This is a genomic window from Stappia indica, assembly GCF_020177335.1.
GTDB lineage: Bacteria > Pseudomonadota > Alphaproteobacteria > Rhizobiales > Stappiaceae > Stappia > Stappia indica_B.
On record NZ_JAIVMG010000001.1, the window covers coordinates 499,362 to 514,925 of the forward strand.

The following is a 15,564-nucleotide window of genomic DNA, read 5'->3' on the forward strand; positions in this document are numbered from 1 at the left end:
CATCCACCGATCCTCAGGGGCGCAAAACCTCGGCGATTGCATCGCTCCACAGCAGCATCGTCATGCCGAACAGCGACAGCGAGCCGAGCGCCACCAGATCCCTAACCGTTTCGCGCACCAGATGAAACATGACATTCCCCCGTTGATCGAGCCTGATGCGTCCATCATGTTCTCGTTTTGTTCTTTATGCAACCCCACCCTTCCGGGAAAAACCATCAAGGTTAGCAAAGGGTGAAGCGTATCCTGAGGCGCCGACGCCTCGGGACGATCAGATCTCGACGACCTGGCGGTCCCTCAAGGTGATCCGCCGGTCCATCTTCGACGCCAGGTCGAGATTGTGCGTGGCGATCAGCGCCGCCAGCCCCGACGCGCGCACCAGCGCCACCAGGGCATCGAACACATAGGCAGAGGTCACCGGATCGAGGTTCCCGGTTGGCTCGTCGGCCAAGAGAATACGCGGCGCATTGGCGACCGCACGGGCAATGGCCACCCGTTGCTGTTCACCGCCCGACAGTTCCGAGGGGCGATGATCGGCGCGCGGCCCGAGCCGCATGTAGTCGAGAAGCTGCCGCGCCCGCGCCCGAGCCTCGGCCTTGTCGAGACCGCGAATGAGCTGCGGCATCATCAGGTTTTCCAGCGCGGTGAACTCCGGCAGGAGATGATGGAACTGATAGACGAAGCCGAGCCGGGTGCGGCGCATCCGCGTGCGCTCCGCATCGTCCATGCTGCCGCAGGGCACACCGTCGATGTAGATCTCACCTTCGTCGGGACGTTCCAGCAGACCGGCGATATGCAGCAGCGTCGACTTGCCGGCCCCGGACGGGGCCACCAATGCCACCAACTCTCCCGGATGAAGCGCGAGATTGGCATTGCTGAGGATATCGAGCCGTCCGGCCCCCTCGCGAAAGCCCCGGCTGATGCCTGCCAGCATCAGGGGCAGCGGTGCGTTCTCTCCGGCCATGGTCGTCGCGTGATCCATCATCGTCATTCGTATCGCAGCGCCTCGACCGGATCGAGCCGGGCCGCGCGCCAGGCCGGATAGAGCGTCGCCAGCAGCGACAGGACCATGGCCATGATGACCACGGTGGCGGTCTCGCCACTGTCCATATCCGCCGGCAGACGGCTCAGGAAGTAAAGCTCCGGCGAGAACAGTTCGGTTCGCGTCAGCCAGGAGATGCCCTGACGGATCGGCTCGATGTTGAGACAGACGACAAAGCCGAGGATGAACCCGGCCAACGTGCCGACCACGCCGATGCTGGCCCCGGTGATGACGAAGACCCGCAACACCGCGCCACGGGTTGCCCCCATGGTGCGCAGGATGGCGATATCCCGGCCCTTGTCCTTCACCAGCATGGTCATGCCGGAAATGATGTTGAGTGCGGCGACGATGACGATCAGCATCAGGATCAGGAACATCACGTTGCGCTCCACCTCAAGGGCGGAAAAGAACGTGACATTGCGTGTGCGCCAGTCGGTGACATAGGTCGGCCGCCCGGCCCCCTCCTCCACCAGCGGCTTCAACCGGCCGACGTCGTCGGGGTTCTCGGTGAACACCTCGATGCCGGTAACGATGCCTTCCTGGTTGAAGTAGCGCTGCGCCTCGGCCAGCGGCATGAAGGCGATGGTGCCGTCATACTCGGACATGCCGATTTCAAACACGGCAACCACCGGATAGCCCTTCACTCGGGGGGTGACGCCCATCGGCGTGACATTGCCGCGCGGACTGACCAGCGTCACCGTATCCCCGACATTGACGCCAAGCTGCTGGGCCATCCGTGTGCCGATGGCGATGCCGGTTCCCTCGTCGAACTTGTCGAGCGTTCCGGTCACGACCGTGTTGGCGACCAGCGGCTGGCGCATCAGGTCGCCCTCGCGCACACCGCGCACCAGAGCACCAAACGCGCCCGAGGGACCGGAGACCAGCGTCTGCCCCTCCACGAACGGCAAGGTGAAGGTGATGCCGTCGAGGTTTTCCAGGCGCGCGGCCACCGCGTCATAGTCGTCAAGCTCGCTGCCGATCGGCTGCACCAGCAGATGACCGTTGATGCCGAGGATCTTGGACAGAAGCTCGCCGCGGAAGCCGTTCATCACCGCCATGACGATGATCAGGGTCGCAACCCCCAGCATGATGCCAAGAAAGGAGAACCCCGCGATCACCGAAATGAAGGTTTCCCGCCGGCGCGAGCGCAGGTAGCGCCCGGCAAGCATCCATTCGAACCCGGCGAACATGCGCGTATCACCGGATGATCGGGAAGCTTTGACGCCTATTTTCATACCTGTCTCTTGCCTTGCATGGGGCGAACGGCCCGTCTCAGGAGGACAGCTCGCCAATCAAGCGATTGACCGCTTCTTGCGGCGAAAGCGTGGCGCGCTCGCCGCTTGCCCGCGCCTTCACCTCAACCACACCGTCCTTCAGCCCGCGCGGGCCGACGATCAGCTGATACGGCAGGCCGATCAGATCCATGGTCGCGAACTTCGCACCGGCCCGACTGTCGACATCGTCGACAAGCACGTCGAGACCGGCTTTCGTCAACTGGGCGTCGAGATCGGCGCAGGCCGCATCCGTGGCCGCATCGCCCGGCTTCAGATTGATGATGCCCACATGGAACGGCGCGACCGACGCCGGCCAGACGATGCCATCGTCGTCGTGATGCGCCTCGATGATCGCACCGAGCAGGCGGGACACGCCGACACCATAGGAGCCCATGTGCACCGGCACCTCGGCCCCGTCCGGGCCGGTCACCTTTGCATTCATCGGCTCGGAATACTTGGTGCCGAAATAGAAGATATGACCAACCTCGATGCCGCGCGCGGACATGCGCTCCGCTTCCGGAACCGCCTCGAAGGCGGCAGCGTCATGCATTTCGTCGGTGGCGGCATAAGGCGTCGTCCAGTCGGTGATGACCGGGCTCAGGTCGGCGGTGAAGTCCGTGTCCTCACCGGGAATCGGCAGGTCAAGGATCGCCTTGTCGCAGAAAACCTCGCTCTCGCCGGTGGAGGCGAGAATAATGAACTCGTGGCTCATGTCGCCGCCGATCGGGCCCGTATCGGCGCGCATCGGGATCGCCTTCAGCCCCATGCGGGCGAAGGTGCGAAGATAGGCGACGAACATGCGGTTGTAGGCGTGGCGCGCGCTTTCCTTGTCCAGGTCGAAGGAATAGGCATCCTTCATCAGGAACTCGCGGCCGCGCATCACGCCGAAGCGCGGCCGCACCTCGTCGCGGAACTTCCACTGGATGTGATAGAGATTGAGCGGCAGGTCGCGGTAGCTCTTCACCGACGCACGGAAGATGTCGGTGACCATCTCCTCGTTGGTCGGGCCGAACAGCATCTCGCGCTCGTGGCGGTCGGTGATGCGCAGCATCTCCTTGCCATAGGCATCGTAGCGCCCGCTCTCGCGCCACAGGTCGGCAGGCTGCACCGTCGGCATCAAGAGTTCCTGCGCCCCGGCCCGGTTCTGCTCCTCGCGCACGATCTGCTCGATCTTGCGCAAGACCCTGAGCCCCATCGGCAACCACGCATAGATACCCGCCGTTTCCTGACGGATCATGCCGGCGCGCAGCATCAGCCGGTGCGACACGATCTCCGCCTCTTTCGGCGTTTCCTTGAGAATGGGGAGGAAGTAGCGGGACAGATGCATAGGGGGCGTCACTCGGTTGGCGCGCGGGAGAAAGCGGCGGGGTCTTGGCCGGCGCGGATTCCCCGCGCGGGGAATCTCAGGCTTCGGCAGTCAAAGCGCATCAGCCCCAAAAACACAAGCCCCGCCACGCATGTACCCCATGGTGACCCCGGCTTTCGGCAGCATTCCGGAAAAGCGCTGGCAGGAAAGGCGCTGGCAGGAAAGGCTCTCGCGACCAATGGCGCGCGGACCGTCCGCCGCCTCGCGGGCAAGACGCCAGTCAACTGGCCCGCGGGCAGCGCACGCTCTGGTCCTGCCGCTGCAACGGGTTGCGGCGGGAGGTGAGGAAGTCACCCCGAACATGCGCCCACCAATAACCAAGATAGGAGCGCTCCGCCCGGCTGTTGAACACCTCCGGCGCCTCGGCGGTCAGATGCGGCAGGCGGCTCCACGCCACATTGGGGAAGGTGTGATGCTCGTTGTGATAGCCGGTGTTGAACAGAAACCGGTTGATCCAGCCATAGGTGGAGCGGGTCGGCGCCTGATCATTGTCGCCGGGATGCTCGCTCAACGACTGCCCCAGATTGCTGATGCCGCATTTGCCGAGGAAGATCGACAGCGCCCAGTTGTGGTAGAGCCAGCCATAAAAGCCGAACAGCCAGAACAGCAGGGCATTCACCGCCAGTGACCAGCCAATGAACAGGCGCTTCTGCCAGACTGGCGCCGAGGTTGCCTGGATGTGCCGCTGCCAATCCTTCGCCGCCCGCCCGGTCAGGCATTGATAAAGCCGGGGAAAGATCTCGTCGCTGATGATGAAACCGAACGGCAACAGATGAACGACCAGCGTGGCTATGGTCAGCACGCGCTGCAATCGGGGCCGCCCCTCGATCAGCATCTCCCGCGCCTTGAAGGCGCAAAGATCCTCATGCTCATAGTCGCGCTCATAGTCGCCGATATACGGGTGATGGCTCGACAGATGCTCGTGCTGGTAGGTCAGCTGCCTGGCAAAGGAGCCGAGAATCGTCTCCAATCCGAGATCGAAGGCAAGCTTGGCCCTCTCCCCGCGAAAGATCAGCCGGTGCGCGGTCTCATGCACCAGGGCGCCGGCCGCATGGATCACGAACTGACCGACAAGAAAGGCAGCAAGAAAGACAACCAGCAAATTGCTTTGCGAAACGGCCGCGGCGACCGACCAATGCAAGCCAAGAAGCACCGGCAGAGCGAGGACGGTTCGCCAGTCCGGGCCGGCCAGCGCCCGCAGCTGCGGATGAGCAGCCAGAGCGTCCTTGCGCATCTGCAGGTGGCGCCGCGACTGCGGCGATATTCCATCCCGGCGGGAGGCCGCAGTTTCCTCCGCATTCAGTTCCAACCGATCAGCCATGCAAGACATCCGTTTCAAGGGTCGCCGCAGACTAGTCGATGCCGCATCGGCAGAAAAGCACCAAGGACCGACAGAGTGCCCCCTGCCGCCCCCCTCCTTGGGCGCTGCAATGCAGGGACAGGCCGCATCTGGAAGACAAAGAATATCCCCGCCATTTCATGATTAAATTTTTAGAAAAATACGAATAGAATAAACTTGTACATTTTCAAATCCAATAGCTTCTTAAATCTTCCTTCACATAATAAGATAACAATATTATTAAATACTGGAGCGTTCAATGAGGGTCTTAATTCCATCCTTGGTTGCGTTGATGCTTTACCCACCGCCCGCCCAGAGTCTGGACGCGAAGGTGACGAGCTTGCACGCCCGCGCGGCCGGATCGGACCTTGAGGCACTTCAGCGAGACGTAACGGGCCTGGCCGCCTTGGCCCGTCGGCATGTTCGGGCGGTCGGTCTGGAAGCCGCGCTGGCGGACTTCGGTACAGCTCCCTGGAAACGAAAGGCCAATGGCCTGCATCTATGGGGAGTAACCACCGATGGTCTGAGCTGGTTCGACGCCGGGCATCCGGATATGGTTGGAACCAATGTCAACAACATAACGGACATCGAAGGTCGCTTTTGGGCCGCGCTCGCGAAACAATCGGCGGATGGCACCGGTGAAACGGTGTTCTCGCTGCTGTTCCTTCATCCTGAGACCGGGCGCTCGGCCCGCGGCCTTCATACCTGCTTCTTTCTGGATGACGGGAAACGCATCCTCTGTGCCGGCGCCTTCCAAGATGACTACTGACGCCTTGATACAACGCATCAGACTGGCCAATTGGCCCATTCTCCTGAAGGTGATGGCCGCCCCGCTGGCGACGCTCGGCTTCCTGGCGCTCCTGTCCGTCCACGGCTGGCAGACGCTCAAGACCCAGCGCGCGGTCCTTACCGCCGGCTACGAGGAGTTCGCCCCGGTCCTGGCCCATGCCTATGAGATACCGCAGTCCCTTGCACGGATCGACGCCCATCTGTACCGGCTCTCGGTCTGGAGCCAGATCGGCGTCAAGGGCGCTGAGTTGGAACGAACCCTCAAGTCCATCCACGAGGCGCTCAGGCAAGCCGATGGCGGCATCCAGATGCTGGAAGCCGCCGGCGTGGCGGGCACAGACCGATTGCGCGATGCCTTCAACGCTTACCGGGACAACACCTCGCAGGTGATGCTGCTCATTCTGCGCAATGCCACGCTTGGCGCGGTTGCCGCGCGCGGCGGAGATACCATCTTCAGCCGGGTGGAATCGCTGGCGCAAGAGGCCGCAGCCAATGCGTCTCAGCATTTCCGGCAAAAGGCCAACCGCGCCAGCCGCGACGCGCGGGAACTGGCACGCAAGTTCATCTGGCAATCGCTTCTCGCCGGCTCCCTCGCCGTCGTTGCCAGCTATCTCGCCTCCCGAGCGATCATCCGCCCGATCCGGGAACTGGTGCAAACCATCAACCGGCTGCTTCACGGCAAGCTCAAGGGAGAGGTGCCCTACACCGAGCGCTCGGACGAGATCGGCAGCATTTCCCTCTCGGTTCGAGAGCTTCAGCGGGTGCTGATCGAGAATCGGAGACTGGAGGAGGAGCGCGAGGAAAAACGGGTAAAGCTGGAGTATTTGGCCCTGCATGACGGCCTGACCGGCCTCGCCAATCGCAAGGCCTTAGACCTGCTCCTGGAAGAGGTGATCCGTGCGCCGCACAGGGAAAAAGACAATCTGATCTGCCTCTTGATCGACCTGGACAGTTTCAAGCCGATCAACGACACCTACGGCCACGAGGCCGGGGACGCAGTGCTGAAGGAATTGGCGCGGCGCTTTTCGCTGCTGGCGCGCCCCGGCGACATGGTCGCGCGGATCGGCGGTGACGAGTTCGGCATCGCCATTACCTCGGATGACCGCCCGCTCGACGCGGCGTCGATCGCCACACGGTTTCTCGATGCCACCCGCGACCCGATTGATCATGACGGCAAGGTCCTGCGTGTCGGAGCCAGTATCGGCGCCGTGCGGCTGAACGACATCGACGGAGACGGAGAAGCGCTGATGGCGGCTGCGGATCAGGCCATGTACGCAGCCAAGCAGGACAAGCGCCCCTCCTTTTCGGTCTTCACCCGGAACACGACACCGGAGCGGGTCGGGGTGCATGACCGGGAGGAACTGGAAGAGGCCCTGCGCAGCGGCGCCTTCGTGCCCTACTACCAGCCGAAGATCGACCTGCGGAGCAAGACCCATGCAGGGTTCGAGGCGCTGGCCCGCTGGCACCACCCGACACGGGGCGTTCTGACACCGGAGGATTTCCTTCCCCGAATCAGCCGCTTCGGCCTTCAGGGCGACTTCACGGGAGCCATCACCACCCAGGTCCTTGCCGACCTCGATGGTTTCCTGAAACAGGGTCTCGCCCCCGGCGGCGTCGCGATCAACATCGAGGAAGCGACCCTTGCCAGCCACAGCGGGCTCGACGATCTGTGCCGGCTGATCGAAAGCATGCCGCATCTGGCGCCCCTGATCACCCTGGAGATCACCGAAGACGTTTTCATTGCCCGAGCGGCCGAGATGATCCGTCAGAACGTGGAAACGCTTGCGGCCATGGGGGTTCGTATCTCCATGGATGATTTCGGCACCGGCTACGGTTCGTTCCAGCATCTGCGCCAGTTCACCTTCCACGAGATGAAGATCGACACCGAGTTTGTCGCGGGAATCGGCAAGGACCGCTCCTCCGAAGTCATCATCGAGGGCTTCCTGTCGATCGCCAACGGCCTCGGCGCCGACGTGGTTGCGGAAGGCATCGAGACGGAGGCTCAGGAACGCTATATGCGCCAGCGCGGCTGCCATTTCGGTCAGGGATACCGCTTCGGCGCGCCGATGCCACGGGCAACGGCGGAGATCTATCTGCGCGATGACAAGGCGACGCGGCAAGCTTCCTCTTGAAGGCCCTTCCGCCGGCAACGCCCCTGTTCATCGGCGCCGCGATCCGCGATCATACAGCCCACACAGCCACGAATCGCCGGAGCGCCCGATGATCCGCATGCCCCTGACCCTCGCGTCCGCCTGCCTTGCGGCTTTCCTCGCCGCCCCCCCGACCGCCAACGCGGCCGGCGCCCCCTGCGGCGGCGATTTCGGATCCTTCCTCGATGGCGTGCGCCGCGACGCGCGGGCCGAGGGCCTGTCCGATGCCGCCATCTCGCGAACGCTGGCCAATGCGCGGATCGACCGCAAGGTGCTGGCGCGCGATCGCGCGCAAGGGGTGTTCAAGCAGACCTTCCTCACCTTTTCCAAACGGGCGGTCAGCGGCTACCGGCTGAAGCACGGCGCCGGCAATCTGTCGAAATACGCCAAGGTTTTTGCCCGTGCCGAACGGGACTACGGGGTGCCGGGGCCGGTGATCACCGCATTCTGGGGGCTGGAGACCGACTACGGCGCGGTTCAGGGCGACTTCAACACGGTCAGTGCTTTGGCGACCCTTGCCCATGACTGTCGGCGGCCCGAGCTGTTTCGCCCACAATTGCTGGCCGCCATCCGGATGGTGGAACATGGCGATCTCGACCCCGCGCGCACCACGGGCGCCTGGGCCGGGGAAATCGGCCAGGTGCAGATGCTGCCGCAGGACATCATCCGCTTCGGCGTCGATGGCGACGGCAACGGACATGTGGACCTGAAGAAAAGCGCGCCCGACACCATCCTCACCGCCGCCCGTTTCATTCAGAGCCTCGGCTGGCGCGCCGGCGAGCCCTGGCTGCAAGAGGTTGTCCTGCCTGACACGCTCACCTGGGAAAAAAGCGGCGTGCAGTTCGAGTTGACAACCGGCGACTGGGCGGCGCAGGGGGTGCGCGCCCGCTCCGGCCAGCTGCCGGAGGGCCGGCTGCCCGCCGCGCTCCTGCTGCCGCAGGGGCGGAAAGGGCCGGCGTTCCTCGCCTACCCCAACTACCGGGTCTATCTGGAGTGGAACCAGTCGTTCATCTACACGACAACGGCGGCCTATTTTGCAACCCGTCTCGCAGGTGCGCCGCGCTATCAGGCCGGCTCCCCCGAGCCCGGACTTTCGGATGCGCAGATGAAGGCCTTGCAGACGCGGCTGCGCGAGCGGGGATATGACGTTGGCAAGATCGACGGCATTCTCGGCTCCGGAACCCGCGCCGCCGTGCAGGCCGAGCAACTCCGTTTCGGCATCCCGGCGGATGGCTGGCCGACAGAGGCCCTGCTCAACCGCCTTTAACCTCCGGCCAGTTACGCGCGGGCCGCGTCTACGGCGCGTCCACGTCGACGGTTGTCACCCCGGAAGGGGCGTCGGCCGGCCGTTCGTGGTGGAAGCGCAATCCCGCTTCCTCGCCGTTGATCCACACGAGTTCGGCGGCAACGCGAATTCCGCGACCTGAGAACTCCAAGGTAAAACTCTCGCTGAGCAACGCCCGGCGTGGCAAACGCACCCGGCATCCGGAAATGCTGAGGTTCTCGATGACGCAGGCGATGTCCATGCCCCTGTCATGCAGAACGGCGGGAATCGAGCAATCCGCCCGCGGAACAGCACGGATTTCGCCGCGCACCGTTGGTTTGTCAGCCGTCATTGACCTTCAGACTCCCCGACCGACACAACTCATGGTAAGCACCTGTTTTCACAGAGCTTTACATCATCGTGAAGTAGAACGCCGGAGCATTCAAGCCCCGAAAACAGCAAGGGACGCCTTGTCGCATTCGCGGCGCAGTCCAAGCGGCGGCCCGACGGGCGGCTGCCGTCTTATCCCAGCTTTGAGATATCGCCGCGCGCCCAGTTTTCGCGTGTCTCGTTGCGGAAATCCTCGAACCGTCCCGCCTCGATCGCCTCGCGAATGCCCTTCATCAGGCTCTGGTAGTAGGCCAGGTTGTTCCAGGTCAGCAGCATCGCGGCCAATCCCTCCCCTGCCTTCACCAGATGGTGCAGATAGGCGCGGCTGTAGTCCCGGGCCGCCGGGCACTCCGCCTCCTCGTCGAGCGGACGATGGTCTTCCGCATGACGGGCATTCTTCAGATTGACCTTGCCGAACCGCGTATAGGCAAGGCCATGGCGACCGGCGCGGGTCGGCATCACACAGTCGAACTGGTCGATACCGCGCGCGACGCTTTCCAGAATATCCTCCGGCGTGCCAACGCCCATCAGGTAGCGCGGCTTGTCCTGGGGCATGGCCGGGGTGGTTTCCTCCAGCATCCGCAACATCACGTCCTGCGGCTCGCCGACGGCAAGGCCGCCGACCGAATAGCCTTCGAAAGGCATGGCGCCGAGTTCGGTTGCCGAGATCACCCGGAGGTCGGGCACATCGCCGCCCTGGACGATGCCATAGAGCGCCTGCCCCCGCTGCGGGCCGCCCATCTCCTCGAACTTGCGCCGGGAGCGCTCCGCCCAACGAAGCGACAGGCGCATGGCCCGCTCCACATCGTCACGCGCCGCCGGCAGGGCAATGCATTCATCGAGCTGCATCTGGATATCGGAGCCGAGCAGTTGCTGGATCTCGACCGAGCGCTCTGGCGTCATCTCGTGACGGCTGCCGTCCACATGGCTCTGAAAGGTGACGCCATTTTCCGTCAGTTTGCGGAGCTGAGCCAGCGACATCACCTGAAAGCCGCCGGAATCGGTGAGGATCGTGTGCGGCCAATTCATGAACTTGTGCAAGCCCCCCAGACGCGCAACCCGCTCCGCCGTCGGCCGCAGCATCAGGTGATAGGTGTTGCCGAGCACCACGTCGGAGCCGAGCGCACGTACCTGTTCCGGATACATCGCCTTGACGGTTCCTTGCGTGCCGACCGGCATGAACGCAGGGGTCTGCACCGTCCCGTGCGGGGTACGGATCTCGCCGCGCCGCGCCGCGCCGTCGCGCGCCAGCAACCTGAAGGCAAAACGATCGGTCATGAAACATCCTTGGGAAACAGCAGCGACGCATCGCCGTAGGAATAGAAACGGTAGCCGCCGGCAATCGCATGGGCATAGGTCCGATGCATGGTCTCAAGCCCGGCAAAGGCGCTGACCAGCATGAACAGGGTCGAGCGCGGCAGGTGGAAGTTGGTCATCAGGGCATCGATGGCCCGAAACCGGTAGCCCGGGGTGATGAAGATCGAGGTTTCGCCGCAGAAGGCCTCAAGTCCGCCCTCGCCCGCCGCAGCGCTCTCCAGAATGCGCAAGGACGTCGTGCCGACAGCCACCACCTTGTTGCCCCGCGCCCGCACCTGGCGCAGCGCCTCGGCGGTTTCCGCGCTCACCTCGCCCCGCTCCGCATGCATCTTGTGGTCGGCGGTGTCATCCACCTTGACCGGCAGAAAGGTGCCAGCGCCCACATGCAGGGTCACCAGATGCCGCTCAATGCCGCGCGCATCGAGCGAGGCAAGCAGGTCGGGGGTAAAATGCAGCCCGGCGGTGGGGGCCGCGACCGCGCCGTCCTTGTCCGCGAAGATGGTCTGGTAATCGGCCCTGTCGGCCGCGTCTTCCCCGCGCTTGGCGGCGATATAGGGCGGCAGCGGAATATGACCGACGGCGGCAATCGCCGCATCCAGGTCCGGTCCGGCAAGGTCGAACACCAGCAACACCTCGCCGCTGTCGCGCTTTTCCGCAACCGTCGCATCGAGGCTGCCGAGCAGACAGGCGTTGTTCGCCCCATCTCCGAAATTGACCCGATCCCCAACCACGAGCTTCTTGGCCGGGCGCACGAAGGCCCACCACCGGTCATCGCCGGCGCGCAGGTGCAAGGTCGCGCCGATCCGCGCTGTAACCTCGCCCCGGGTGCGGCGGCCCTCAAGCTGCGCCGGAATCACCTTCGTGTCGTTGAAGACCAGCGCATCGCCCGGTTCGAGCAGCGCGGCAAGATCCGACACCCCCGCATCCGAGAGTTCCGGCTGGCCGCCGGGGCGCACCACAAGCATCCGCGCGGCATCGCGCGGGCGGGCGGGCCGCAGGGCAATACGCTCGGGCGGAAGTTCGAAATCAAAATCGTCGACGCGCATGGCCGCTCTGGATCTTCTGGGGCGAATGTCAGAGATCCCAGGCCCGGTTCTGGAAGACGAGCCGGTAGCCGTCGGGATCCTCGAAGGTCTTGCCCACCACGTCCCAATAGGGGTTCTGGGCGGGCACCGGCTCATACCCGTGCGCCGTCATCCGGTCAACCGCAACGCGCCATTCGTCCGGGTCGGGCAGGTAGAGAACGAGAAGCTGTTCCGGGCTGCCGGCACGCGGGGCGATCTGCCCGTCCTCTCGGATCAGCTCCAGATGCCAGGGCGCCTTCGGGTATCCAAGAACGATGCCGGTAAATCCGTCGTGCCCCTGGAAAGCGGCAAGGCGCCGGAAGCCGGCGCCTTGCATGTAGAAGCGCTCAAGCGGCGCAAGATCGTTGGTCGGCCGCGCGACTCGAAGGATTGGAACGCTGTTGCTCATCGTGCTCACGTTCCGATCCCTTCCGCTTACGCGTCGGCTGCGACCTTCAGCGAGGTGATCTTGTCCGGGTTCACGACCGGCTCGCCGCGCTTGATCTTGTCGACATTGTCCATGCCCTCGATCACCTCACCCCAGGCGGTGTACTGGCCGTCGAGCCAGGGCGCATCGGCGAAGCAGATGAAGAACTGGCTGTCGCCGGAGTTCGGGTCCATGGCGCGGGCCATGGAGCAGGTGCCGCGCGTGTGCTTGTGCGCGTTGAACTCGGCCTTCAGCTTCTTGCCCGAGCCGCCGGTGCCGGTGCCCTGCGGGCAGCCGGTCTGGGCCATGAAGCCATCGATCACCCGGTGAAAGACGATGCCGTCGTAAAAGCCATCACGCACCAGTTCCTTGATGCGGGCGACATGCTCCGGTGCCAGCTCCGGCTTCATCTCGATGACGATCGGCCCCTGCGTGGTTTCCATCAGCAGGGTGTTTTCCGGATCCTTGTAATCAGCCACGCGCTTTCTCCTTGTTGGGTCGCGAGTTGTCGGGTCGTTTCATCCCAGGTCCCGGGATCAGTTGGCGTCCGCCGCGACCTGCATCTTGATAATCTTATCCGGGTTCTGGACGGGCTCGCCGCGCTTGATCTTGTCGACGAGGTCCATGCCCTCGACCACCTCGCCGAAGACGGTGTACTGGCCATTCAGCCAGTCGCCATCGTCGAACATGATGAAGAACTGGGAATTGGCGCTGTTGGGGTCCTGTGCCCGCGCCATGCCGAGCGTGCCACGCTTGAACGGCGCGTCGGAAAACTCGGCGGCAAGATCGGGCAGATCGGATCCGCCCGTGCCGGTGCCGGTGGGATCGCCGGTCTGGGCCATGAAACCGTCGATCACCCGGTGAAAGACGATGCCATCGTAAAAGCCGTCGCGGGTCAGCTTCTTGAGCCGCTCCACATGCTTGGGCGCAAGGTCCGGACGCAGCCGGATCACAACCCGCCCATCCTTGAGATCGAGATAAAGCGTATTCTCAAGGTCCGGCGCCTGGGCGCTGGCGCTGAACGCAAGCCCCACGGCAAGGGCGGCAGCGCAGATCAGGGACGTCAAACGGGCTATCATGTTCTCTCCAGAAATACTGCGGCCGGTCTGCCGGCGCTTACGCCGGCTCGGCCAGTCGCTGCCGCAGACAGGCCACGACATGCGACGGGACGAAGGGGCGCACATCGCCCCCCATCTTCGCGATCTGCCGCACCAGAGTGGCGGTGATATGACGAACATCGGGCGAAGCTGGCAGGAACAGCGTGCGCACTTCAGGCGCCATCGCTCCGTTCATACCCGCCATCTGCATCTCGTAATCCAGGTCGGTGCCGTCGCGCAGCCCGCGCACGAGACAGTCCGCCCCGGCGCTGCGTGCTGCCTCGACCACCAGCCCGTCGAAGGAGATCACCTCCAGGCGCGCCGCATCGGCAGCGCCGAACGCCTCGCGCGCCACCTCGGCGATCATCTCAACACGCTCCTCGAAGGGGAACAATGGGGTCTTTCCGGGATGGATACCAATGGCGACGACAACGCGGTCGGCCAGATCCAGCGACTGGCGCAGGATGTCGATATGGCCATTGGTGACCGGGTCAAACGAGCCTGGGTAGAGGGCGATACGAGTCATGCGCCATCTCTACCCGCGCACACGCGCCGAGACAAGAGAGGCCGGCGCGCACGCAGGTTTCCGGGCAATCATGTTGCGTAATAATCACACACAACGATTTTATTTTACCCAACGTCATTTTCTGCTAGGGTGTGGCCAATAAACACAAGGAGGCGAAGATGAAGAGTGTAGTGGGGGCCTGGACCCTTGGCATTATTGCCGCTGGCGCTGCTCTGTTCATCGCCACCACGGGAACCACCATGCTGGGCGGCGACAGCGCTACCGCGCGCAAGGGCGACCGACAGCAAAGAGTGGTTCATGTGGCTTGTGCAACGACGGTGACGGATTCCGTCACCGGGTGCGCGGAGCTTGCGCGTTCGGTCGACCCCGATGCCAAACCGGCCTTCACGACCGTTGCCAGAACCACCAGTTCGATGACGGAGCTGATCCGCATCCCCGTTACAGAGTGATCCGATACCCTGACCTCGGACCTCTCGTGCGACGCGGTGGTGAGTTCCCCGACTCATCACCGCGTCTCCGTTTCGGCGGCCAAAATCAGATGACTGCCGAGCATCCACAGCCTCGGCCAGGTCACCGGCTCACCGAAAGCCGGCACACATAACAAAAATATGACAGGGCCACGGCTTCAACCCGTTGCCAGAAGGCGATCCATGATCCATGTATGCGCCCATGATGACGATTCACAAAATTTATCAGCCGTCCACCCCACTTGCCTTCTGGCTGGCTGGCGTGGTGGCGTTTACCGCCGTTCTGGTCAGCGGCGTGGCCTATACCGACCGACAGGCGTCTGCCGATCGGACCCATTCAACCTATGCGACGACAGAGGAAACCATTGGGGTCGAGGCTGCAGCCGAGGCTTGCGACGGCGTCATTTTCCGCGATGAGGACCCGTCCTGTTTCGGCCTTCGGGAAACGCAGATGCGTGCGCCCGTTCTGGTCACCCCGTTGGGCACCGGACGTCAGTACAGCCTGCTGCAAACATTCGGATCGTGATACCCGTCACGGCTTTCCCCGTCGGTCCTGACAAGATGGAGGCATCAACAACGAAGCAGGGATGACCTCAAATGACCTTTGTCCAGCAGCCCTCGGAACAGCACTTCCGCAACCTGGCCATTGCCACTGTCGCCGCCGCCGCCATTCTTGCCGGTGTGGTGAGCCTTTCTCAGTCGCTGACCAGCGCACCGGCTGCGGCGGATCCGGCAACGGCCGAAACGGTGATCTCCAATCTGGAAGCCAAGACCAATCGGCAGACCAAGCCGTTGCCGGCGGCCTGTGAAGGACAGAGCTGGGGCAACTGGTCGAGCGACTGCATCAACGCCCTGGAGGGCAACCGGGCCTCGCGGCAGATCCGTTTCGAGACCCACGAGGACCGGTCGGTCAGCAATCGCACCTCGATCCTGACCCGCGTGCCGATCAGCACCTGACCCTCCGCGCCAACGGCGCTGAACACCTCACTGCAAAAGGCGACGCCCTGATCCTTCAGGCGTCGCCTTTGCCGTTTCAGGGCACAAATCGCCAGCCT

Annotated in this window: 17 protein-coding genes; 6 read left to right on the plus strand and 11 right to left on the minus strand. The window is 63.7% G+C overall.

The window, feature by feature from the left end; translation table 11 throughout:
- Positions 1-268: 268 nt before the first annotated feature.
- The 4 genes from LC062_RS02175 to LC062_RS02190 form a co-directional block, all read right to left on the minus strand.
- On the minus strand, positions 269-988 hold the full coding sequence (locus LC062_RS02175; RefSeq protein ID WP_404829664.1) for an ABC transporter ATP-binding protein: 720 nt from the start codon (positions 986-988) through the stop codon (positions 269-271).
- Complete coding sequence (locus LC062_RS02180) at positions 985-2,274, minus strand: lipoprotein-releasing ABC transporter permease subunit (RefSeq protein ID WP_224909376.1); 1,290 nt, start codon at positions 2,272-2,274, stop codon at positions 985-987. Before LC062_RS02180 ends, LC062_RS02175 begins: the two co-directional genes overlap by 4 nt.
- Before the next feature lie 37 nt (positions 2,275-2,311).
- Complete coding sequence (gene proS / locus LC062_RS02185) at positions 2,312-3,640, minus strand: proline--tRNA ligase (protein WP_224909377.1); 1,329 nt, start codon at positions 3,638-3,640, stop codon at positions 2,312-2,314.
- A 259-nt stretch (positions 3,641-3,899) separates the two neighbouring features.
- Positions 3,900-5,000, minus strand: a complete 1,101-nt coding sequence (locus LC062_RS02190) for a fatty acid desaturase (RefSeq protein ID WP_224909378.1) — start codon at positions 4,998-5,000, stop codon at positions 3,900-3,902.
- 277 nt (positions 5,001-5,277) lie between these two features.
- Here LC062_RS02190 and LC062_RS02195 point away from each other — a divergent pair, with 277 nt between their 5' ends.
- From LC062_RS02195 to LC062_RS02205, 3 genes are all read left to right on the plus strand, one after another.
- Positions 5,278-5,787, plus strand: a complete 510-nt coding sequence (locus LC062_RS02195; RefSeq protein WP_224909379.1) for a hypothetical protein — start codon at positions 5,278-5,280, stop codon at positions 5,785-5,787.
- Positions 5,777-7,939: a putative bifunctional diguanylate cyclase/phosphodiesterase gene (locus LC062_RS02200; protein ID WP_224909380.1), complete on the plus strand. Its 2,163-nt coding sequence runs from the start codon at positions 5,777-5,779 to the stop codon at positions 7,937-7,939. The genes LC062_RS02195 and LC062_RS02200 overlap by 11 nt, the downstream gene beginning before the upstream one ends.
- 88 nt (positions 7,940-8,027) lie before the next feature.
- Positions 8,028-9,224, plus strand: a complete 1,197-nt coding sequence (locus tag LC062_RS02205) for a lytic murein transglycosylase (RefSeq protein ID WP_224909381.1) — start codon at positions 8,028-8,030, stop codon at positions 9,222-9,224.
- Between the two features lie 28 nt (positions 9,225-9,252).
- On the opposite strand, the gene LC062_RS02210 is transcribed toward LC062_RS02205, so the two are convergent.
- The 7 genes from LC062_RS02210 to coaD form a co-directional block, all read right to left on the minus strand.
- Positions 9,253-9,573, minus strand: coding sequence for a PilZ domain-containing protein (locus LC062_RS02210; RefSeq protein ID WP_224909382.1), 321 nt, complete (start codon positions 9,571-9,573; stop codon positions 9,253-9,255).
- Positions 9,574-9,743: 170 nt separating this feature from the next.
- Entirely contained in the window at positions 9,744-10,889 is a 1,146-nt protein-coding gene (gene tgt, locus LC062_RS02215; RefSeq protein WP_224909383.1) for a tRNA guanosine(34) transglycosylase Tgt, read from the minus strand.
- Positions 10,886-11,974, minus strand: a complete 1,089-nt coding sequence (queA, locus tag LC062_RS02220) for a tRNA preQ1(34) S-adenosylmethionine ribosyltransferase-isomerase QueA (protein WP_224909384.1) — start codon at positions 11,972-11,974, stop codon at positions 10,886-10,888. The genes tgt and queA overlap by 4 nt, the downstream gene beginning before the upstream one ends.
- A gap of 28 nt (positions 11,975-12,002) precedes the next feature.
- Positions 12,003-12,401, minus strand: coding sequence for a VOC family protein (locus tag LC062_RS02225; RefSeq protein WP_224909385.1), 399 nt, complete (start codon positions 12,399-12,401; stop codon positions 12,003-12,005).
- 26 nt (positions 12,402-12,427) lie between these two features.
- Positions 12,428-12,898 carry a peptidylprolyl isomerase gene (locus LC062_RS02230; protein ID WP_224909386.1) on the minus strand — a complete coding sequence of 157 codons (471 nt, stop codon included), beginning with the start codon at positions 12,896-12,898 and terminating at the stop codon, positions 12,428-12,430.
- Positions 12,899-12,955: 57 nt separating this feature from the next.
- On the minus strand, positions 12,956-13,498 hold the full coding sequence (locus LC062_RS02235) for a peptidylprolyl isomerase (protein WP_224909387.1): 543 nt from the start codon (positions 13,496-13,498) through the stop codon (positions 12,956-12,958).
- Between the two features lie 37 nt (positions 13,499-13,535).
- A complete protein-coding gene (gene coaD / locus LC062_RS02240) occupies positions 13,536-14,042 on the minus strand; it encodes a pantetheine-phosphate adenylyltransferase (protein ID WP_224909388.1) in 507 nt (168 codons plus the stop codon).
- Positions 14,043-14,200: 158 nt separating this feature from the next.
- On the opposite strand from coaD, the gene LC062_RS02245 reads away from it, so the two are divergent.
- From LC062_RS02245 to LC062_RS02255, 3 genes are all read left to right on the plus strand, one after another.
- On the plus strand, positions 14,201-14,491 hold the full coding sequence (locus tag LC062_RS02245; protein WP_224909389.1) for a hypothetical protein: 291 nt from the start codon (positions 14,201-14,203) through the stop codon (positions 14,489-14,491).
- Positions 14,492-14,699: 208 nt separating this feature from the next.
- Positions 14,700-15,035 (plus strand): hypothetical protein, encoded by a 336-nt coding sequence (locus tag LC062_RS02250; protein ID WP_224909390.1) that lies wholly within the window; start codon positions 14,700-14,702, stop codon positions 15,033-15,035.
- A 71-nt stretch (positions 15,036-15,106) separates the two neighbouring features.
- The gene (locus LC062_RS02255; RefSeq protein ID WP_224909391.1) at positions 15,107-15,466 is read left to right on the plus strand and encodes a hypothetical protein; all 360 of its coding nucleotides are present in this window, start codon (positions 15,107-15,109) and stop codon (positions 15,464-15,466) included.
- The last annotated feature ends 98 nt before the right edge of the window (positions 15,467-15,564 follow it).